We start from the raw sequence: 18843 nt of genomic DNA on the forward strand, positions 1-18843 counted from the left end.
TTTGATGGATGAAGCGGTTCCGATCGATTGATTCGATCCCTTCGCTTTCTTAAAGAAGGCCGCAAAATCATCCTGAAACGGGAGCACGGGAAAGCGTCACACGGCTTTTCGATCGCATCCCGCTCGACAAATCGGAGGACACCATGCGTTCACTTCTCATTGCCCTCGCGGCCACCGTGGCGATTTCCCTGCCGGCACGTGCCGATGAGGTCACGGTTGCCGTGACGGCGATCGTCGAGCATCCGGCGCTCGATGCGGCCCGCGACGGCGTCAAGGAGGCGCTGGCCGCCGCCGGCTACAAGGAAGGCGAGAATCTGAAGTTCATCTACGAGTCGGCGCAGGGTAATCCGGCGACCGCTGCGCAGATCGCCCGGCAGTTTGCCGGCGAAGCACCGAACGTGATCGTGCCGATTTCGACCCCGTCTGCCCAGGCCGTGGTTTCCTCGACGCGCGACATCCCGGTAGTCTTCACCGCCGTTTCCGACCCGCTCGGCGCGCAGCTCGTCAAGGACATGGAGAAGCCCGGCGGCAATGTCACCGGCCTCTCGGACATGTCCCCGGTCGCCGAGCATGTGGCGCTGATCAAGGAAATCCTGCCGAACGCCAAGTCGATCGGCTATCTCTACAATTCCGGTGAGGCAAACTCCGTCTCGTTGCTCGCAGCCCTCAAGGCAGAAGCCGAAAAGGCCGGCATGACCGTGGTCGAATCCGCAGCGACGAAGTCGGCCGAAGTGCAGGGCGCCGCCCGCGCGCTCGTCGGCCGCGCCGACGCAATCTACGTTCCGACCGACAACACGATCATCTCCGCGCTCGAGGGTGCAGTCGCCGTCGCTGAGGAAAGCAAGCTGCCGCTCTTCACCGCCGATACGGATTCCGTTTCGCGCGGTTCGATTGCCGCCCTTGGTTTCAACTACCGCGACGTCGGCAAGCAGACCGGCGAAGTGGTCGTTCGGATTCTCAAGGGAGAGAACCCCGGCGATATCCCGGTCAAGGTCGCCGCCGGCACCGATCTCGTGGTCAACAAGGCCGCCGCCGCCAAGATGGACGTGACCCTGCCGGAAAGCGTTCTCGGCCGCGCGACCCGCGTCATCGAATAACGGCCGACCGAATTCATACTGAAGTGTTGCGTTCGAGCCGCCCCCGTTTCATGCGGGGGCGGTTCGCTCATCAAGGCTACTCGCATGTTTCCTTAAATCGAAGCCGATTTAAGGGTAGAACCATGCAGCAACTAAAGTCCTACGGCGACATTTATGCGTCTGAAAAAACGCGCGTTGCCGTAGGATGTCCGCCAGCGCGCGTGCGGAACGACTGAGAAAGGACCACCAGCGTTGAGTCAAATCGCTTTCTGGGGCGCCGTGGAACTGGGGCTCGTCTATGCCTTCGTCGCCGTCGGCGTCTTTCTCGCCTTTCGGGTGCTGGATTTTCCTGACCTCACAGTCGACGGTTCCTTTCCGCTCGGCGCGGCTGTCACCGCGGTGCTGATCATCGCCGGTGTCAATCCGTGGCTTGCGGCCTGCGTCGCCATGGTCGCCGGCGCCGCCGCAGGCATCGTCACAGCGCTTCTGAACGTGCGCTTCAAGATCCTTAACCTGCTCGCTTCGATCCTGACGATGATCGCGCTCTTCTCGGTCAATCTCCGTGTAATGGGCAAGCCGAACGTCGCGCTGATCAATGCCGACACCATGCTCTCGCCGTTCTACGGTCTTGGGCTCCGGGATTTTTACGTGCGGCCGCTTTTTGTCGGTATCCTGGTTCTCGGTGCCGTGCTGCTCGTCTGGCGCTTCCTTGAAAGCGACGCCGGCCTAGCGATGCGGGCGACCGGCGCCAATGCCCGTATGGCACGGGCGCAAGGCGTCGATACCAGCCGGCAGATCTACCTCGGCATGGCCATTTCCAACGCGCTGGTCGCCCTCGGCGGCGCGCTCTTTGCCCAGACGAACGGCTTTGCCGATGTGACCTCCGGTGTCGGAACGATCGTCGTCGGCCTCGCCGCTGTCATCATCGGCGAGACTCTGCTCGGCGCCCGCGGCATCCTGATCGCGCTCATCGGCTGCGTGCTCGGATCCATCCTCTACCGCATCGCGATCCAGCTCGCGCTCTCGACTGACATGCTCGGCTTGAAGGCCTCAGACCTCAATTTCGTAACCGCGCTGCTCGTTACGGTGGCGCTGGTTCTTCCCCGTTTGCGTCGCGGAGGTACCGCGTGATCAACATCAAGGATATTCAGGTCGTCTTCGGCAAGGGGACACCGCTGCAAAAACAGGCGCTGAACGGCGTCAGCCTGACCATTGAGGAAGGCTCCTTCGTCACGGTGATCGGGTCGAACGGCGCCGGCAAATCGACGCTGCTCGGCGTTCTCGCCGGCGACGTGCTGCCGAGCGGCGGGCAGGTGATGATCGGCAATGCCGACGTGACACGCAAGGGCACGGCAGCGCGCGCAGGTCTCGTCGCCCGCGTCTTCCAGGATCCGCTTGCCGGCAGTTGCGGCGCGCTCTCGATCGAGGAAAACCTGGCGCTTGCCGCCAGGCGCGGCGAAAGCCGCGGTCTGACGCCGGCCCTTGGGACAAAGCGTCGTGAGCATTTCCGCGAGCGGGTTGCCGAACTCAATCTCGGCCTCGAGAACCGCATGCGCGACCGTATGGACTTGCTCTCCGGCGGCCAGCGCCAGGCGGTCTCGCTGGTGATGGCGACGCTCGCCGGCTCCGAGGTGCTGCTGCTTGACGAGCACACCGCCGCGCTCGATCCGGGCATGGCCGAATTCATCATGGGCCTCACGCAGAAGATCGTCTCGGAACGCAAGCTGACGACGCTGATGGTGACTCACTCGATGCGCCAGGCGCTCGATTTCGGCCACCGCACCATCATGCTGCATGCCGGCGAGATCGTACTCGACGTCGCCGGCGACAGCCGCAAGACACTTCAGGTCGAGGATCTGATCGCCATGTTCCGCCGCATCCGCGGCCAGACGCTCGACGACGACGCGCTGCTGATCGGTTGAGCCGGCGATGGGCTGACGCCGCATCGCCGCCTTGCCTCATCTAACGACGCGCAAGCGACTGTAACAGCAGACTTACCGCGCCTGCGTTAGGAAGATCTTGACGGCGAAGATCGAAAAGACGCCGGCGAAGCTGTAGTCGATCGCCCGCATCACGCGCTTGTTGCGCTGCAGCCATGCCGCAAGCCAGTCGGCGGCCAGCACCACGAGCGCGTTGACCGGCATGCCGATGACGATGAAGAAGAAGCCGAGGAACAGGAGCTTGCCGGTCACTGCCAGGTCGTCGGCGCTGACGAATTGCGGCAGGAAGGTCATGAAGAAAATGACGACCTTCGGGTTCAGGATATTCACCGAGAAGCCGGTTGCGATGTTCGAGAGCGCCGTGCCTTTCGCCTCTGTCACTTTCGTGACCGACAGGCTGGATCCGTACCGGACCGCCTGAATCGCCAGCCAAAGCAGATAGGCAGCGCCGCCGGTTTTCAGCACCAGGAAGGCGGTCGGCGATGCGGTGATCAGTGCCGAGATGCCGAAGGCGACGAGCAGCGTGTGAACGACGATGCCGAGGCCGGTGCCAAGCACCACGAAGAGCGCCGCCCTCTTGCCCTGAGCCAGCGCCCGGCTGATCGACAGCGTCATGTCGGGGCCTGGCGTTGCGGCGAGCAGCAGGCTCGCAGCGGCAAAGGCGAGCAGGGTGGTCAGGCTGGGCACGAATTCCATGGCACATTCCCTCGGCAGATGATTGTTGCTGATACTGCCCGCCGCGCGCTTTTTCCAGCGGATTCGCGCGCCTGATCATAGATAGCAAGGTTACGGCACCCTTTGCGCGCCAATTTTTGACGCGCGGCGCTGTAATGCTTGTATCGCTTCGAGTTCTGGCTAAAGTGCCGCAGATTTTGCACGGCGGCATCGCCGCCCTTTAAGAGCAGACGGACAGATATCATGGCATCGCACAAAGACGTGAAAAAGGTCGTTCTCGCCTATTCCGGCGGTCTCGACACCTCGATCATCCTCAAATGGCTGCAAACCGAACTGGGCGCCGAAGTCGTGACCTTCACCGCCGATCTCGGCCAGGGCGAGGAACTGGAGCCGGCGCGCAACAAGGCCGAGATGCTCGGCATCAAGGAGATCTATATCGAGGACGTTCGCGAGGAATTCGTGAAGGACTTCGTCTTCCCGATGTTCCGTGCCAACGCCGTCTATGAAGGCGTCTACCTGCTCGGCACCTCGATCGCCCGCCCGCTGATTTCCAAGCATCTGATCGAGATCGCCAAGAAGACCGGCGCCGATGCTATCGCCCACGGCGCGACCGGCAAGGGCAACGATCAGGTCCGCTTCGAACTGTCGGCTTACGCGTTGAACCCCGACATCAAGATCATCGCGCCCTGGCGCGACTGGTCGTTCAAGAGCCGCACCGACCTGCTCGAATTCGCCGAAAAGCACCAGATCCCGGTCGCCAAGGACAAGAAGGGCGAGGCGCCCTTCTCCGTCGACGCCAACCTGCTGCACTCCTCCTCTGAGGGCAAGGTCTTGGAAGATCCGGCTCAGGAAGCCCCGGAATACGTGCATATGCGCACCATTTCCCCGGAGGCCGCCCCCGACAAGGCGACCGTCATCAAGGTCGGCTTCGAGCGCGGCGACGCCGTCTCGATCAACGGCGTGCGCATGTCTCCGGCAACGCTGCTCGCCAAGCTCAATGAATACGGCCGAGACAACGGCATCGGCCGCATCGACCTCGTCGAGAACCGCTTCGTCGGCATGAAGTCGCGCGGTGTCTACGAGACCCCCGGCGGCACGATCCTGCTGGCGGCGCATCGCGCGATCGAAAGCATCACGCTCGACCGCGGCGCCGCGCATCTGAAGGACGAGCTGATGCCGCGCTATGCCGAACTCATCTACTACGGTTTCTGGTTCTCGCCGGAGCGAGAAATGCTGCAGGCAGCAATCGACAGGAGCCAGGAGCATGTGGAAGGCGAAGTGACGCTGAAGCTTTACAAGGGCAACGTTATGGTCACCGGCCGTGAAAGCTCCAAGTCGCTCTATTCGGACAAGCTGGTCACTTTCGAGGACGACCAGGGCGCCTACGACCAGAAGGATGCCGCCGGCTTCATCAAACTCAATGCGCTGCGCCTGCGTACGCTCGCTGCGCGCAACCGTTAAGAGCGGATAATTCTACGAGATGAAGCCGCGGCGGAGAGATCTGCCGCGGCTTTTTCGTGCTCGCTGCCTATTCCGCCGCCTGGCGCACCGGCGCCTCCGCGGCTGCCGGCGCCACCAGCGGTCTCAGGTGAACGGTCCTGCGATACCAGAAATAGCTGACGATCGAGATGAGGCCGAAGGCCGGAATGATCGTCCCAAGCGCCAGCGCCGGCGCGCCGACCAAGGCGGCAAGCGCGCCGCCGAGAAGCCCGGAACTCATCTGGATGAAACCCATCATCGCAGACGCGGTGCCGGCGATATGCGGGAAAGGCACCATGGCCGCGGTCATCATGTAGGGCATGACGAAGGCGATGCCGAAAGCATAAATGCCGACCGGCGCCATCACCGACAGGAAGCTTAGGCTCAGCGCATGCATGGTGAAGGCAAGAACGAGACTGGCCACGGCGATGAAGCAAAGGCCGACGGGCACGAGCGCCTGCGGGGTAAAGCGCCGCATCAGGAGCCGCATGGTGACCGTACCGGAAAAGAAGAAGCCCGATTGCATCAGCATGCCGACGCCGAACTCCGTCGGCGTCAGGCCGATTTCGCCGATCAGCACGAAAGGCAGCATCGTCGCCTGGGCATAAAGCGCGCCGACGGCGCCGGCGATCACCAGTGTCGACGACAGAAAGCGGCTGTCCGTCAGCAGTTCGCCATAGGCCCGGAGAATGGGCCGCAAGTGCCCCTTGCGGCGGTCCGGCGTCACCGTCTCGACCATGAAGAACTGCACCGTGACGCAGGCCATCAGCGCAAAGCCGACCATCAGGAAGAAGATGGACTGCCAGCCGAAGAGGCCGAGCGCGAGACCGCCGAGCGTCGGCGAAACAGCGGGACCGATCGCCAGCATCATGCCGATCATGTTCATGATCCGGGCGGCCGTCGTGCCGGTGAACTGGTCGCGCACGATGGCGCGGGCCACCGTCATGCCGACGGAGGCGCCGATCCCTTGCACCAGACGCCCCGCCAGCAATATGCCGACCGACGGCGCAAAGGCGGCCATGAGGCTGCCCGCCAGATAGATCGCCATGAAGATCAATGTCGCGGAGCGCCGGCCGATGACGTCGGAAAGCGTGCCCGAAACGAGTTGGGCGAAGGCAAAGCCGCCGAAATAAAGCGAAAGCGTCATCTTGATCGCCGCCTCGCTGGAGGCGAATGCGCGAACGAGCTCCGGCATTGCCGGCGTATAAAGCGCCATGGAAACGGGGCCGAGCGCCACCAGGAAAGCGCCAATGATGCTCGTACGCCGCTCGCTCATGCGCAATGTCATTCCACCGCCCCCTTTTCCCTGCCGGCAAGGCAGGGGTCGAGGCGGCGAAGATTATCGCGCAGCGTCCTCAGATTGCCGCACAACGCCTCCCGCTCCGCCTCGTCGAGCCCTTTGGTATAGGCATTCATCATTTCGCGCAGCCCTGCCATAAGCTCGCTCAGCAGCGGGTCGGCCTTATCCGTCATGACAACATTCTTGGCGCGTCGGTCGGCCGGATCCGGCACGCGCGCGACGAGTTGCAGGGCCTCAAGGCGATCAAGATAAGCCGACAAGGTCATCGGCTCTATGCCCATGCGCGTGGCGATTTCCGCCTGCTTGATGCCTTCCGTCAGGGCGACCTGGATCAGCGTGCGGGCCTCGCCGGGCGTGATCCCCAGTTCCATGGCGTTCACCTTCCGGTCGAACGCGCCGCGCAGCAACCGGGAAACGTCGGTCAGCAGCATCCCGATCGTTTCGGATTCGAGCTTTCTTGGCATCACGATCATTCACAATGAATATAATAAGTTTTTCTTATCATATTCACCAAACCTGTTCAACGCAGCGGGCGAGGTCAGCCTTCGAGCTCTTCCCTCAGCATCTCCAATTCCAGCCACTCTTCTTCCATGCGCGTGAGGGTCTCGCGAAGCTTTTCCAGCTCGGCGGCGAGCTTCGCAAAAGCCTGCGGATCTCGGGCGAAAAGGTTGGGATCGGCCATCTTCTCTTCGTGCTTTGCGATCTCCGCTTGCGTCTTGGCAATCTCCTTCGGCAGGCTCTCCAGCGCGAATTTCTGCTTGTAGGAGAGCTTTCCCTTTGCCTTCTGTGTTCCCGGTGCTTCGGGAGTGTCGCTCGACTTGGCCTTCTCGGCCTTTTCCACCTTCCGCCTTTCTTCGATCGCGCCCCTGCGCTGCGCCATCATGTCGGAATAGCCGCCGGCATATTCGATCCAACGGCCGTCAGGCGCTTCCGGATTGGCCGGTGCAATGGTCGAGGTCACGGTGCGATCGAGAAAATCACGGTCGTGGCTAACGAGGATCACCGTGCCCGAAAAACCCGCGACGATCTCCTGCAAGAGGTCGAGCGTCTCGATGTCGAGGTCGTTGGTCGGCTCGTCAAGGATCAGCAGATTGGTGGCGCGCGCCAGGATGCGGGCAAGAATCAGCCGCGCGCGTTCGCCACCGGAAAGTTCGCGGATGGGCGTGCGTGCCTGCTCCGGCTGGAAGAGGAAGTCCTTCATATAGCCGGTGACGTGCCGTTGCTCGCCATTGACGATAAGGTTGTCGCCTCGTCCGTCGGTCAGGTAATGCGCCAGCGTATCATCGAGGTTCAGGCCCTCGCGCTTCTGATCGAGCGTCGCCATTTCCAGGTTGGTGCCGAGCTTCACGGTCCCGGAATCCGGCTCGATCTGCCCGGTCAGGAGCTTGAGCAGGGTCGTCTTGCCGGCGCCGTTCGGGCCGACGAGACCGATCCGGTCGCCGCGATGAACGCGGATCGAGAAAGGCGCGACGATTACCCGATCGCCATAGGCTTTGGTGATCTTTTCCGCCTCGATCACCAGCTTGCCGGATTCCTTGGCATCGGCGGCTGTCGCCTGCACCGTGCCCTGCGGTCCCTTATGGCCGCGATAGCGCGAGCGCATGTCCTGCAACTCGCCGAGGCGGCGCATATTGCGCTTGCGCCTTGCGGTAACGCCGTAGCGCAGCCAGTGCTCCTCGCGCTCGATCGCTTTGCCAAGCTTGTGCTGCTCGAGTTCCTCCGCCTCCAGCACCTCGTCACGCCAGGCCTCGAAATGGCCAAAGCCGCGGTCGAGCCGGCGTGACTGGCCGCGGTCGAGCCACACGGTAGCGGTCGAGACTTTTTCGAGGAAACGCCGGTCATGCGAGATGAGCACCAGCGCCGATCGGCTGCGGACGAGCTCGTCTTCGAGCCACTCGATCGTCGGCAGATCGAGATGGTTGGTCGGTTCATCGAGAAGCAGGATGTCAGGCTCGGGTGCCAGCACGCGGGCAAGCGCCGCGCGCCGCGCCTCGCCGCCGGAGAGCCGCTGCGGGTCCTCTTCCCCAGTCAACCCGAGATGCTGCAGCAGATAGGCGACGCGATAGGGATCGTCGCCTGGGCCGAGACCCGCTTCGGCATAGGCCTGGACCGTGGTGAAGCCGTCGAAATCAGGCGCCTGATGAAGATAGCGGATCGTCGCCGAGGGATGCCGAAAGATCTCGCCCGATTGCGGCTCGGCAAGACCTGCCGCGATCTTCATCAGCGTCGACTTGCCGGAACCGTTCCGACCGACGAGGCAGATGCGGTCGCCGGGCTCGACCTGCAAATTGGCACCGGCGAGCAGCGGCGCGCCGCCGAAGGTCAGGAAGATATCGTCAAGCTTCAGAATTGGAGGCGCCAATGTTCAGGCTCCTGAAAGGTCATAGGGACGGGCGAGAACGACCGCCCGGCCGGATTTGAGGGAAAAGCGAACCGGGCCTTCCGCAACATTGGAAATCGTCCGGGAGGAACCGAACGGCAACGGGAAATCCTCGAGCGGATAATGCGCCTGTTCGATCGACAGACCGGTGAGTTCGGTAAGGCCGAGGATCGAGAACAGGCTTCCCTTGGGCAGATCGATCTCCCGCGAGCCGGCGAGCAGCGGATAGGCTTCTTCCTCCCCGGACGTCAAGAATACCGGGAGGCCCTCTTCTGCCAGGGCGACTACCCTTAGAAGGTGCAGGAAGGCGTGGTCGCTGCGCGTCCCGCCGAGCGCGCCGGCAAAGACCAGCGACGTGGCGCCGCGCGAAAGCGCCGCCTCGACTGCGATCTCGCCATCGGTCGCGGTCTTTGCCGTCGGATAATGCTCCTGCGGAACATCGGCAAAGGCCGCAAGCAGCGCATCGTCCGTCGAGTCGAAGTCGCCGACCCAGACATCCGGAATGACGCCGAGCGTCGTCGCATGGCGCATGCCGCCATCGGCGGCGATGAAGCGGCTGCCGGACAGTTGCCGGGCAAGCCGTTCTGTGGGCGTGAGCGCGCCACCGAGAAGGATGGTGAAGGTTGATCCGGTCATGGCAGAAGCCCATAGCGCAAACCAGCTCCGAAGGAAAAGGGCTGAACGCCGTTTCCGGGTCGATCGCGCGCTTTTAGCCGAGGTGGAGTAAGGTTCAGGCCCTCGACGGCTCGTCGGCAGAAAGCATGCCTGCGTAAAGACCGGGCGTCGAACCTGGTATCTCCACCGCGCCGACGGCGCGAGCGTAGAATTCAGCCGGACCGACACCGCCGATAATGGCATAGCCGTAGCCGGCTGCACGCATCGCCATCAGGGTTTCGACAAGCAAGGCCTCGCCGATGCGCCGGCCGCGCATGCCTTCGTCGACGCCCGTCGGACCGAAGAAGCCGAGCGCCGTCACGTCATGACAGGCAAAGCCCACGAGCCGGTCCTGGTGCAGGGCGAGATGGATGCGCGTCGGCGTCGCGGAAAAGGCGGCTTCTGCCTCGCCTGCCCAGCCTGCGCCGAACCGCTCTTCGATCCAGGAGACCACGATCCGGCGTTCGGCCGCCATGGCGCGCCGGATGCTTACGTCGGGAAGCCGCGGAGCTTGGCGTTCAGGCAAGGCATAGAGGCGGACAAGCATGTCTGGCATCGAAATACTCCCCGTTTTGGCGAACAAACGCCGCCGAGCGTTGTTTGAGTTCAGAGCCCTGACAAGCGTCCAGGCCTGTCGCAAACTCTTGATAGCGCAGGCGGCTCGTACGGCAAGTGCTTCCACCCAAACTCCGCTTGCCTTGGCTGCCGCCGGAAGCTAAATCTCTGCTGCTCTAACGGGGTGCCTGGGTTCGCTTGCGACCCGATGGCTGAGAGGCTTCGGGCCAACCCGCGGAACCTGATCCGGCTCGTACCGGCGGAGGGATTAGAAGCGATCGGACCGATACGCGCTTTTCCCGTGCAGCATCAACAACAGGGGAGAGGTGCCCAAAATGTCCAGTTCGCTTCATCGCAACATCAGCCGGCTTGCCATCGCCGCCGTCGCCCTCGCGGCAGTCGCGACCGGCGCCGCCGCCGCTGCCGAAAAGACGCTGACAATCTACACCTATGAAAGCTTCATCACCGAGTGGGGTCCGGGCGCCAAGGTCGCCGAGGCCTTCGAAAAGACCTGCGACTGCAAGGTCGACTATGTCGGCGTCGCCGACGGAGTCGAGCTCCTGACCCGGCTCAAGCTCGAAGGCGAGGCCTCCAAGGCCGATATCGTGCTTGGCCTCGACACCAATCTCGTTACGGAGGCCAAGGCGACCGGCTTCTTCGCCCCCCACGGGCTCGACACCGTCGGCCTGAAGGTCCCCGGTGGTTTCTCCGACGACACTTTCATTCCTTATGATTACGGCCACTTTGCCGTGATCTACGACACCGAGACGCTGAAGAACCCGCCGAAGAGCCTCAAAGAACTGGTGGAAGGCGACCCATCGCAGAAGATCGTCATCGAGGATCCGCGTACGTCGACGCCGGGCCTTGGCCTGCTGCTCTGGGTGAAATCGGTCTATGGCGACGAAGCGGGCGCGGCCTGGTCCAAGCTCAAGGATCGCGTGCTGACGGTAACCCCCGGCTGGTCGGAAGCCTATGGCCTCTTCACCAAGGGCGAAGCGCCGATGGTGCTCTCCTATACCACCTCGCCCGCCTACCATATGGTGGCGGAAAACACCGATCGTTATCAGGCGGCTCCCTTCGTGGAAGGCCACTACATCCAGATCGAAGTGGCCGGCATGACGAAGAATGCGAAGGAACCGGCTCTTGCGAAAGAGTTTCTGGCCTTCATGATCGGCCCCGAATTCCAGTCGATCATCCCGACGACCAACTGGATGATGCCGGTAGGCGCAACCAAGGAGGCCCTGCCGGAAGCATTCGGCAAGCTCGTCAATCCGCAGAAGACCTTCCTGATGTCCTCGGAAGAGGTCGCCGCCAATCGCAAGGCCTGGGTCGACGAATGGCTGGCGGCGATGAGCAAGAATTGAGGCCAGATTGTTTGCCGCCACCGAGAACCGCATGACGATTGCCGCGGGCGCTTTCAGTCTCGGCGGCGTTCTGCTTTTCGTCGGCCTTGCAGCCGTCGCGCTGCTCGCCCAATCTGGCAACGGTGGAGCCTACAGCCTGTTCGACGCCTATATCTGGCGCGTAACGCGCTTCACGCTACTGCAGGCAAGCCTCTCGACGCTGCTCTCGATCCTGTTCGCAATACCCGTGGCCCGCGCGCTGGCGCGGCAGGCGTCCTTCCCCGGCCGTATCTGGTTGCTACGACTGATGGCCCTGCCGCTCGGTCTGCCCGCCCTCGTCGCGGCGCTCGGTCTGATCCAGGTCTGGGGTCGGCAGGGGCTTCTGAACAGGAGTCTTGCCGCAGTCGGATTACAGGAGCCGATCAGCATTTACGGGCTTTTCGGCATCCTTCTGGCGCATGTTTTCTTCAACATGCCGCTTGCCGCGCGCCTGATGCTGGCCGGTATCGAGCGCATTCCGGCGGAGTACTGGCGCACATCCGCCAATCTCGGCATGAGATCGATGGCCGTCTTTCGCTTCATCGAATGGCCGGCGATCCGGGGATTGCTGCCGGGCATCGCCGGTCTCATCTTCATGCTCTGCGCGACGAGCTTCACACTCGTTCTGACGCTCGGCGGCGGCCCCGCCGCAAGTACCATCGAAGTGGCGATCTACCAGGCGCTTCGTTTCGATTTCGACCCGCCCCGGGCGATAGCCCTTTCCGGACTTCAAGTCGGCATGACGGGCGCTCTGCTTCTCGTTCTGAAATTCCTGGCACCGCCGCCGCAGGAAGGCGAAACGACGGGCAAGGCGATCAGGCGTTTCGACGGCATGAGCGGGCTGCCGCGCCTCGCCGACCGGACCGGGCTGGCCCTCGCGCTCGTTTTCGTCGGCTTGCCCTTCGTGGCCATCGCCTATTCGGGCGCGCAGGCGGACTTACCGCGCCTCGTTAGCGAACCGATCTTTCATCGCGCGCTTGCCACCAGCGCGGCGATTGCTCTCCTCTCGGCCGCGATCTCCGTTGTGATGACTGCCCTGATGGTCCGCACACAGCGGCTGGTTTTGGCGCGGCGGCGCCCCGGCGTGGCAGCTCGCATGTTTGCCGCCGCGATCGGCGCAAGCACGTCGTTCATTCTGCTGGCGCCGCCCGTCGTGCTCGGTGCCGGATGGTTCCTGCTGTTGCGCCCGTTCGGCGATGTTGCCCGCCTCGCCCCGGCCGTCGTGATCGCCATCAATGCGCTGATGGCGCTCCCCTTCGTCCACCGCGTGCTTGCCCCCGCCATGACGACACATGCCGTCCGCAGCGACCGCCTTGCTGCCAGCCTCGGCATCGGCGGTTTGCATCGCCTGCGATGGATCGATTGGCCGCCACTGCGCAAGCCTGTTCTCATGGCTCTTTCCTTTGCCATGGCCCTGTCGCTCGGCGATCTCGGCGCCGTGGCCCTGTTCGGCTCGCAGGACATGGTCACACTGCCCTGGCTGCTCTATAGCCGCATGGGAAGCTACCGCACCGCCGACGCTGCCGGGATTGCCCTGCTGCTCGGGCTCATCTGCCTGATCCTGACCGTGCTCGGCACCCCCGGAGCCGAAAGGCCGGACGAAGGAGGAAGCACATGAATTCCACGGCGTCCGCCGCCACCGCCGTATCTCTCAAGGGCATCGAGGTGCGTTTCGAGACGACCGCGCTCACCTTCGATTGCGCCATTCCGGCCGGCCGGATCGTCGCCGTCGCGGGCGCCTCCGGCTCGGGAAAATCGACGCTCTTCAATGTCATCGCAGGGTTCGAGGAGCCGGAGCGCGGCGAGGTCCATATTCTTGGCAAGGACATGGCTGGCCGCGTACCGGCTGAACGCCCCGTGTCGGTCATCTTCCAGGAACACAACCTTTTTGCTCATCTCGACGTCGCCACCAATGTCGGCTTCGGCATCAGCCCGGCGCTGCGCCTGTCCACGGCCGACCGCATGCGCGTCGAGGAAGCGCTGAAGCGCGTCGGCCTTGGCGGCTTCGGCAACAGGCTGCCGCCGACGCTCTCCGGTGGCGAGCGGCAGAGAGTGGCGCTCGCCCGCGCATTGGTGCGGCGCCGACCGCTCCTGTTGCTGGACGAGCCCTTTGCCGCGCTTGATCCAGGAATGCGCGCTGAAATGCGCGATCTGCTGCGCGATCTTCACAACGAGGAAGCCAACACCATCCTCGTAATCACGCACCACCCGGATGACGTGAAGGCGCTGGCTGACAGCGTGCTTTTTCTCGACCGGGGCCGTATCGTCGCTCATGACAGGGTCGATCGATTTCTCGAGCGGCGCGACGTTGCGGCGATCAACCGGTTTCTCGGCAACCAGTAGAGCGCAGATCACATGGGCACTGCCTTTTCTTAAAACGGGGCCGATTTAAGGATAAAACATGCAGCGTTCAAAGTGCTACAGCGACCTTTGTGCGTCTGAAAAGACGCACGGCGCTGGCGCACTCGCGGAGAAATTCCCGACGATTCACCGTTCGCCACAATTTGACCGCCGGTTTGTGCGACCCGCGGACGTATCCGGCCAGGAATGTCGCGATATTCGCGCATCCGTTGCTGTGATACCACGGGGCAACTATTTCTACAGGGGTCAGCTAGGCAGGCGGCGCTGAAATCGGATACAGCAAGGTTATGGCTGAAATACCCACGCCGGAGCACGGTATCCGGCTGAAAAAGTAGGACTTTTCAACGCTGGCAACCAACGGCCCCAGAGCCTGCAGGTGGCGCCGGCGGATGGGAACGGGCTGAGGCATGGTAAGGCAGACAGTCATGAACGGCTGGTTTCCGACACGGCGCAATGGCGTGCATGCACGAGCGCTGGTTGCATTTTCGGCCGCCACGCTCCTCTCCGCCTGTCAGTCGATGATCGAGCAGACCTACGAACCGACCGTCTCGCCGTCCTCCAATCCGCAAATCGTCGAGGAAGTGCAGAAGAACGATCCGCGCGCCCAGCTCGGCGCGCGCGAGCACCCGCGCATCGTCGCAAGCTACGGCGGCGAATATAAGGATGCCAAGACCGAACGGCTGGTCGCCCGCATTACCGGCGCACTGACGGCGGTTTCGGAAAATCCGCAGCAATCCTATCGCATCACCATCCTCAATTCGCCGGCGATCAACGCTTTCGCGCTTGCCGGCGGTTATCTTTACGTGACGCGGGGTCTTCTCGCGCTCGCCAACGATGCCGCCGAAGTCGCCGCGGTGCTCTCGCATGAGATGGCGCATGTCACCGCCAATCACGGCATCGAACGGCAGCAGCGCGAAGAGGCGGAAGTGATCGCCAGCCGCGTGGTTTCGGAGGTGCTGGCCTCGAATCTCGCCGGCAAACAGGCGCTCGCCCGCGGCAAGCTACGGCTGGCCGCCTTCTCGCGCAACCAGGAACTGCAGGCGGATGTGATCGGCGTGCGCATGCTCGGCGAAGCGGGGTACGATCCCTATGCGGCCGCCCGTTTCCTTGATTCGATGGCCGCCTATGCCCGCTTCAGCGCGGTCGATCCGGAAGCGGACCAAAGCCTCGACTTTCTTTCAAGTCACCCCAACGCGCCGCAGCGCGTCGAACTTGCGCGCCGGCACGCACGTGCCTTCGGAGTCGAAGGCACCAGCGGCGACCGCGGGCGGGACTATTATCTCGCCGGTATCGACGGCCTCCTTTACGGCGACAGCCCGCAGGAAGGCTATGTCCGCGGGCAGACCTTCCTGCACGGTCAGCTCGGCATACGCTTCGACGTGCCGGTCGGATTCCAGATCGACAACAAGGCTGAGGCGGTGCTCGCAACTGGCCCGGGGGACATCGCGATTCGCTTCGACGGCATCGCCGACACGGCCCGTCGCAGCCTGCCAGACTACATAGCCAGCGGCTGGGTAACCGGCCTGCAGCCGGATACGATCCGCCCGATCACCGTCAACGGCCTCGAAGCGGCAACGGCGAGGGCATCGGCCGACCGCTGGGACTTCGACGTGACGGTGATCCGGATCGACGGCCGCATCTACCGGTTCCTGACGGCTGTCCCGAAAGGCTCCAATGCCCTCGAAACAACGGCAAGCCAGCTGCGATTCTCGTTCCGGCGAATGACGTCAAGCGAGGTCCAATCCCTGAAGCCGCTGCGCATTCGCGTGGTCACCGTAAGACCCGGCGATACGATGGCCACGCTGGCGGCGCGCATGATGGGAACGGACCGGAAGCTCGATCTCTTCCGGCTGATCAATGCCATGCAGATCACCTCCACCGTCAGGCCCGGCGACAAGGTAAAGATCATCGCCGAATGAAACGCGAGGCTGGCGCGCTTGCGTGATTGATTCTCAAGTTGAGACGCGGGTGCAGGTGGTCGCCCCTGCACCAGGCCATGTAGGGCGTGGCCCCTCACGCCGCCCCTCTTCCCGCAAGCGGGGAGAAGGTGGCCGGGCAGGCCGAATGAGAGAGAAACAGGACGGAGAAGGGCCTCCGTAGCGGCGGAAGCCGAGCTCTTCTCCTCATCTCTCTCCGGAAATCGGAACCTGCCGGCTCAACGCATGTCGGCCGTCAGGGCCGGCGCTTTGGCAGCAAGCGCCGCGCGCAGCTTTTCCAGAGCTCGCGTCTCGATCTGCCGGACGCGCTCCTTTGATATGCCGAGATCGAGCCCAAGTTCCTCCAGTGTCGCACCATCTTCCGACAGGCGGCGTGCTTGAATGATCTTCATCTCGCGTTCGCTGAGTTCCTCGAGCGCGATGTGGAGCCACCGGCGCGCACGCTCGCCATCGATCATGCTGCTGACTTGCTCATCCGGCAGCGGCGCGTCGCTCGCGAGGAAGTCGAGGCGTTCGCCACCCTCGGAATCGCCGTTGCCCACCGGTGCCTGCAGCGACGCGTCGTTTCCCGAAAGGCGGGCATCCATGGTCTGCACGTCCGCAAGGCTGACGCCGAGAGCTGCTGCAATCTCCTCATGCATCGCCTGCGATGTAAGCTGCCTGTCTCCCTGGGCTAGTCGGGCGCGCAGTCGCCGCAGATTGAAGAATAGTGCCTTTTGCGCCGAGCTGGTCCCGCCGCGCACGATCGACCAGTTCCGCAGCACGTAGTCCTGCATGCTCGCCCGAATCCACCATGTCGCATAAGTCGAGAAGCGGACCTCGCGGCTCGGCTCGAAGCGAGCCGCCGCCTCGAGCAGGCCGATATGGCCCTCCTGAACGAGATCCCCCATGGGCAGTCCGAAACTCCGGAACTTGGCCGCCATCGCGATCACCAGGCGCATATGCGACATAGCGATCTTGTTGCGGGCTTCCTGGTCGTTGTCGTTCCGCCAGGCTTGCGCCAGGGCATGCTCTTCGTCCCGTTCAAGATAAGGGGCGTCCATGGCAATCTTGATCATTCGCCTGTCTGCTGTGAGGGTCTTCATCGATCGCTCCGTAGCTGGCGCCAAACGCCGTTAACGATTGAACTCGAAGAGCCAAACGCATTTCGCAGCGTCCGGCAGCGGGGACGGCCGGGGCTGCTTGACGAAACGATGCAGCGCCCTAAATCGAAGACACGAACCTGAGACGGTGATGAAACACAGAAACAAGATCGCTCCGACAGCGCAGGCGGAGGCCTCCACGTCGGCGTGAATAAACGCGCGCCGGCTCGAAAAGTTCCTTGGATCAGTGACGATTTGCGTGTCAGCGGCCGGAGTGCTGCTACTGCAGGTTTCCGTAGGTCGGAACCGATTGAAGGAAAAAATGCAGCAATTCAAAGTGCTACAGCGATCTTTGCGCGTCTGATTTGTGCGCCTGAAAAGACGCACGGCGCCGCAGAAACCGATTTGAACAAAAAAAGCCCGGCGCAACGGCCGGGCTCTTTGGTTTCGTTTGGAGCGAAGGGCTTAAGCAGCTTCGTCCTGGGTATCGTCTTCTTCGATAGCCTTGCCCCGCTTCGGCCCCTTGTTCAGATTGGCTTCGACGAGGCGCACGGCCTCCGTTTCCGACATCTTGTTCACGGCAGCGATTTCGCGCGCCATGCGATCGAGAGCGGCTTCATAGAGCTGGCGTTCGGAATAGGACTGTTCCGGCTGGTTTTCGGCGCGATAGAGATCGCGCACCACTTCCGAAATGGAAATAAGGTCGCCGGAATTGATCTTGGCATCGTATTCCTGGGCGCGGCGCGACCACATGGTCCGCTTCACGCGCGCCTTGCCCTGCACAACCTTCAATGCACGATCTACGAAATCGGTTTCGGACAGCTTGCGCATGCCGATGGTCACAGCCTTTGCCACCGGTACCTTGAGACGCATCTTGTCCTTCTCGAAATCGATGACAAAAAGCTCGAGCTTCATGCCTGCGACTTCCTGCTCCTCAATCGCAACGATCTGGCCAACGCCGTGAGCCGGATAAACGATCGATTCACCGGTCTTGAAGCCTTGGCGCATTGAAGATTTTTTCTGCTGGGTCGTCATTCGTTTCAAAAACTCCCTATTGCGCACCCGGCCTCTAAAAGGCCGGGGCCGGGTCGGTCAGGCCCGGGATAGACGGGGATACCGCCGGGTGGGGTCCATCCTGGTCCGTCCAACGGAACGCAAACAGCCCCATGGAGGCGCGGTCACAAGCAACGGTACGTTGCGTATTTGAAAAGAGCCGCGCCGTGGAGATCGTTTGCTTTCGTGATGGTTTTCGGGCGCGCAAAAGCACCCTCTGTGGATCAGTACAAGGAACCTATCACAAAAAACTGCGGAAATCAATAATTTGCTGCATGGCAACGATCAAGTCACCACGCTCGCGCTTGCGAGGTGCCGGTTGGATTTCCCCAGATTTCCGGCCCCGCCTTCCATTTGTCCGTCAGCCGCGACGAACCAAGCGGCCGACAATCGCCTTAATCGCCCTGTCCCGGCTTGTCAGAAAAATACTTCTCATATTTTTCTTCGATGCCATCCATCTCCTTGGCCTCAGGCAGGGGATCCCGCTTGACCGTGATATTGGGCCACTGAGTGGCAAATTCCGCATTCAATTTCAACCACATATCAAGGCCCGGCTCGGTATCCGGCTTGATCGCCCCGGCGGGACACTCCGGCTCGCATACGCCGCAGTCAATGCACTCATCGGGGTGGATGACGAGGAAGTTCTCCCCTTCATAGAAGCAGTCCACCGGGCAGACTTCCACACAGTCCGTATACTTGCAGCGAATGCAGTTGTCGGTCACGACATACGTCATGAGGTACTCCAGCCAATGCTCACATTTGATGGCAGACGGCAATCAACGGTGATGTTCATCGTCCGCGCATGCTAGGAATGTCCGGCGCGCATAGCTGCCGAAGCAGGCCCGAATGCCACCCAACGTCGCTTGTCAGGTAAAGGCTTTAGACCGCCATTGCAAGGATAAACCATGCGCGATTTGTCGCGAACGGAGCAGAGTTTTCCAGGGTTGCGGGCGGTCTTGAATGGAAGCG

General features: G+C 62.5%; 17 protein-coding genes and 1 riboswitch. Of the genes, 8 read left to right on the forward strand and 9 right to left on the reverse strand.

Features of this window, described 5'->3' with window-relative positions:
• Positions 1–143: 143 nt before the first annotated feature.
• The 3 genes from PYH37_RS28605 to PYH37_RS28615 all read left to right on the forward strand — a co-directional run bounded on the left by PYH37_RS28605 (position 144) and on the right by PYH37_RS28615 (position 2998).
• Positions 144–1097, forward strand: a complete 954-nt coding sequence (locus PYH37_RS28605; RefSeq protein ID WP_280734862.1) for an ABC transporter substrate-binding protein — start codon at positions 144–146, stop codon at positions 1095–1097.
• Positions 1098–1328: 231 nt separating this feature from the next.
• Positions 1329–2207 (forward strand): ABC transporter permease, encoded by an 879-nt coding sequence (locus PYH37_RS28610; RefSeq protein WP_280734863.1) that lies wholly within the window; start codon positions 1329–1331, stop codon positions 2205–2207.
• Positions 2204–2998, forward strand: a complete 795-nt coding sequence (locus PYH37_RS28615; RefSeq protein ID WP_280734864.1) for an ABC transporter ATP-binding protein — start codon at positions 2204–2206, stop codon at positions 2996–2998. Before PYH37_RS28610 ends, PYH37_RS28615 begins: the two co-directional genes overlap by 4 nt.
• Before the next feature lie 72 nt (positions 2999–3070).
• On the opposite strand, the gene PYH37_RS28620 is transcribed toward PYH37_RS28615, so the two are convergent.
• The gene (locus PYH37_RS28620; protein WP_280734865.1) at positions 3071–3712 is read right to left on the reverse strand and encodes a LysE family translocator; all 642 of its coding nucleotides are present in this window, start codon (positions 3710–3712) and stop codon (positions 3071–3073) included.
• Positions 3713–3934: 222 nt separating this feature from the next.
• On the opposite strand from PYH37_RS28620, the gene PYH37_RS28625 reads away from it, so the two are divergent.
• Positions 3935–5152, forward strand: coding sequence for an argininosuccinate synthase (locus PYH37_RS28625; RefSeq protein WP_280734866.1), 1218 nt, complete (start codon positions 3935–3937; stop codon positions 5150–5152).
• Positions 5153–5219: 67 nt separating this feature from the next.
• Here PYH37_RS28625 and PYH37_RS28630 read toward each other — a convergent pair whose 3' ends face one another.
• The 5 genes from PYH37_RS28630 to PYH37_RS28650 form a co-directional block, all read right to left on the reverse strand.
• Positions 5220–6458, reverse strand: a complete 1239-nt coding sequence (locus PYH37_RS28630) for a multidrug effflux MFS transporter (protein WP_280734867.1) — start codon at positions 6456–6458, stop codon at positions 5220–5222.
• A complete protein-coding gene (locus PYH37_RS28635; protein ID WP_280734868.1) occupies positions 6455–6934 on the reverse strand; it encodes a MarR family winged helix-turn-helix transcriptional regulator in 480 nt (159 codons plus the stop codon). The genes PYH37_RS28630 and PYH37_RS28635 overlap by 4 nt, the downstream gene beginning before the upstream one ends.
• A gap of 74 nt (positions 6935–7008) precedes the next feature.
• Complete coding sequence (locus tag PYH37_RS28640; protein ID WP_280734869.1) at positions 7009–8832, reverse strand: ABC-F family ATP-binding cassette domain-containing protein; 1824 nt, start codon at positions 8830–8832, stop codon at positions 7009–7011.
• Positions 8833–8835: 3 nt separating this feature from the next.
• A complete protein-coding gene (locus tag PYH37_RS28645) occupies positions 8836–9486 on the reverse strand; it encodes a thiamine diphosphokinase (protein WP_280734870.1) in 651 nt (216 codons plus the stop codon).
• Between the two features lie 94 nt (positions 9487–9580).
• Positions 9581–10060, reverse strand: a complete 480-nt coding sequence (locus PYH37_RS28650) for a GNAT family N-acetyltransferase (RefSeq protein ID WP_280734871.1) — start codon at positions 10058–10060, stop codon at positions 9581–9583.
• 169 nt (positions 10061–10229) lie between these two features.
• A riboswitch (TPP riboswitch) is annotated at positions 10230–10344 on the forward strand.
• Between the two features lie 50 nt (positions 10345–10394).
• On the opposite strand from PYH37_RS28650, the gene thiB reads away from it, so the two are divergent.
• From thiB to PYH37_RS28670, 4 genes are all read left to right on the forward strand, one after another.
• The gene (gene thiB / locus PYH37_RS28655) at positions 10395–11423 is read left to right on the forward strand and encodes a thiamine ABC transporter substrate binding subunit (protein ID WP_280734872.1); all 1029 of its coding nucleotides are present in this window, start codon (positions 10395–10397) and stop codon (positions 11421–11423) included.
• A 7-nt stretch (positions 11424–11430) separates the two neighbouring features.
• Entirely contained in the window at positions 11431–13059 is a 1629-nt protein-coding gene (thiP, locus tag PYH37_RS28660) for a thiamine/thiamine pyrophosphate ABC transporter permease ThiP (protein WP_280736700.1), read from the forward strand.
• A complete protein-coding gene (locus tag PYH37_RS28665) occupies positions 13056–13784 on the forward strand; it encodes a thiamine ABC transporter ATP-binding protein (RefSeq protein ID WP_280734876.1) in 729 nt (242 codons plus the stop codon). Before thiP ends, PYH37_RS28665 begins: the two co-directional genes overlap by 4 nt.
• A 443-nt stretch (positions 13785–14227) precedes the next feature.
• Positions 14228–15721, forward strand: a complete 1494-nt coding sequence (locus tag PYH37_RS28670) for a M48 family metalloprotease (protein WP_425336131.1) — start codon at positions 14228–14230, stop codon at positions 15719–15721.
• Positions 15722–15957: 236 nt separating this feature from the next.
• On the opposite strand, the gene PYH37_RS28675 is transcribed toward PYH37_RS28670, so the two are convergent.
• The 3 genes from PYH37_RS28675 to fdxA all read right to left on the reverse strand — a co-directional run bounded on the left by PYH37_RS28675 (position 15958) and on the right by fdxA (position 18608).
• Positions 15958–16824: an RNA polymerase factor sigma-32 gene (locus tag PYH37_RS28675; protein WP_280734878.1), complete on the reverse strand. Its 867-nt coding sequence runs from the start codon at positions 16822–16824 to the stop codon at positions 15958–15960.
• Positions 16825–17286: 462 nt separating this feature from the next.
• A complete protein-coding gene (locus PYH37_RS28680) occupies positions 17287–17856 on the reverse strand; it encodes a CarD family transcriptional regulator (RefSeq protein ID WP_280734879.1) in 570 nt (189 codons plus the stop codon).
• Between the two features lie 413 nt (positions 17857–18269).
• A complete protein-coding gene (gene fdxA, locus PYH37_RS28685; RefSeq protein WP_280734880.1) occupies positions 18270–18608 on the reverse strand; it encodes a ferredoxin FdxA in 339 nt (112 codons plus the stop codon).
• Between the last annotated feature and the right edge of the window lie 235 nt (positions 18609–18843).

This window comes from Sinorhizobium numidicum, from assembly GCF_029892045.1.
Classification (GTDB): Bacteria; Pseudomonadota; Alphaproteobacteria; order Rhizobiales; family Rhizobiaceae; genus Sinorhizobium; species Sinorhizobium numidicum.

What these genes read in the sequence shown, in the direction of transcription:
- PYH37_RS28670 (WP_425336131.1), top strand. Translation starts at nt 14,228, where the DNA reads ATGAACGGCTGGTTTCCGACACGGCGCAATGGCGTGCATGCACGAGCG.
- PYH37_RS28680 (WP_280734879.1), bottom strand. Translation starts at nt 17,856, where the DNA reads ATGACGACCCAGCAGAAAAAATCTTCAATGCGCCAAGGCTTCAAGACC.
- PYH37_RS28645 (WP_280734870.1), bottom strand. Translation starts at nt 9,486, where the DNA reads ATGACCGGATCAACCTTCACCATCCTTCTCGGTGGCGCGCTCACGCCC.
- PYH37_RS28620 (WP_280734865.1), bottom strand. Translation starts at nt 3,712, where the DNA reads ATGGAATTCGTGCCCAGCCTGACCACCCTGCTCGCCTTTGCCGCTGCG.
- PYH37_RS28675 (WP_280734878.1), bottom strand. Translation starts at nt 16,824, where the DNA reads ATGAAGACCCTCACAGCAGACAGGCGAATGATCAAGATTGCCATGGAC.
- PYH37_RS28605 (WP_280734862.1), top strand. Translation starts at nt 144, where the DNA reads ATGCGTTCACTTCTCATTGCCCTCGCGGCCACCGTGGCGATTTCCCTG.
- PYH37_RS28625 (WP_280734866.1), top strand. Translation starts at nt 3,935, where the DNA reads ATGGCATCGCACAAAGACGTGAAAAAGGTCGTTCTCGCCTATTCCGGC.
- fdxA (WP_280734880.1), bottom strand. Translation starts at nt 18,608, where the DNA reads ATGACGTATGTCGTGACCGACAACTGCATTCGCTGCAAGTATACGGAC.
- PYH37_RS28665 (WP_280734876.1), top strand. Translation starts at nt 13,056, where the DNA reads ATGAATTCCACGGCGTCCGCCGCCACCGCCGTATCTCTCAAGGGCATC.
- PYH37_RS28630 (WP_280734867.1), bottom strand. Translation starts at nt 6,458, where the DNA reads ATGACATTGCGCATGAGCGAGCGGCGTACGAGCATCATTGGCGCTTTC.
- PYH37_RS28650 (WP_280734871.1), bottom strand. Translation starts at nt 10,060, where the DNA reads ATGCCAGACATGCTTGTCCGCCTCTATGCCTTGCCTGAACGCCAAGCT.
- thiB (WP_280734872.1), top strand. Translation starts at nt 10,395, where the DNA reads ATGTCCAGTTCGCTTCATCGCAACATCAGCCGGCTTGCCATCGCCGCC.
- PYH37_RS28635 (WP_280734868.1), bottom strand. Translation starts at nt 6,934, where the DNA reads ATGCCAAGAAAGCTCGAATCCGAAACGATCGGGATGCTGCTGACCGAC.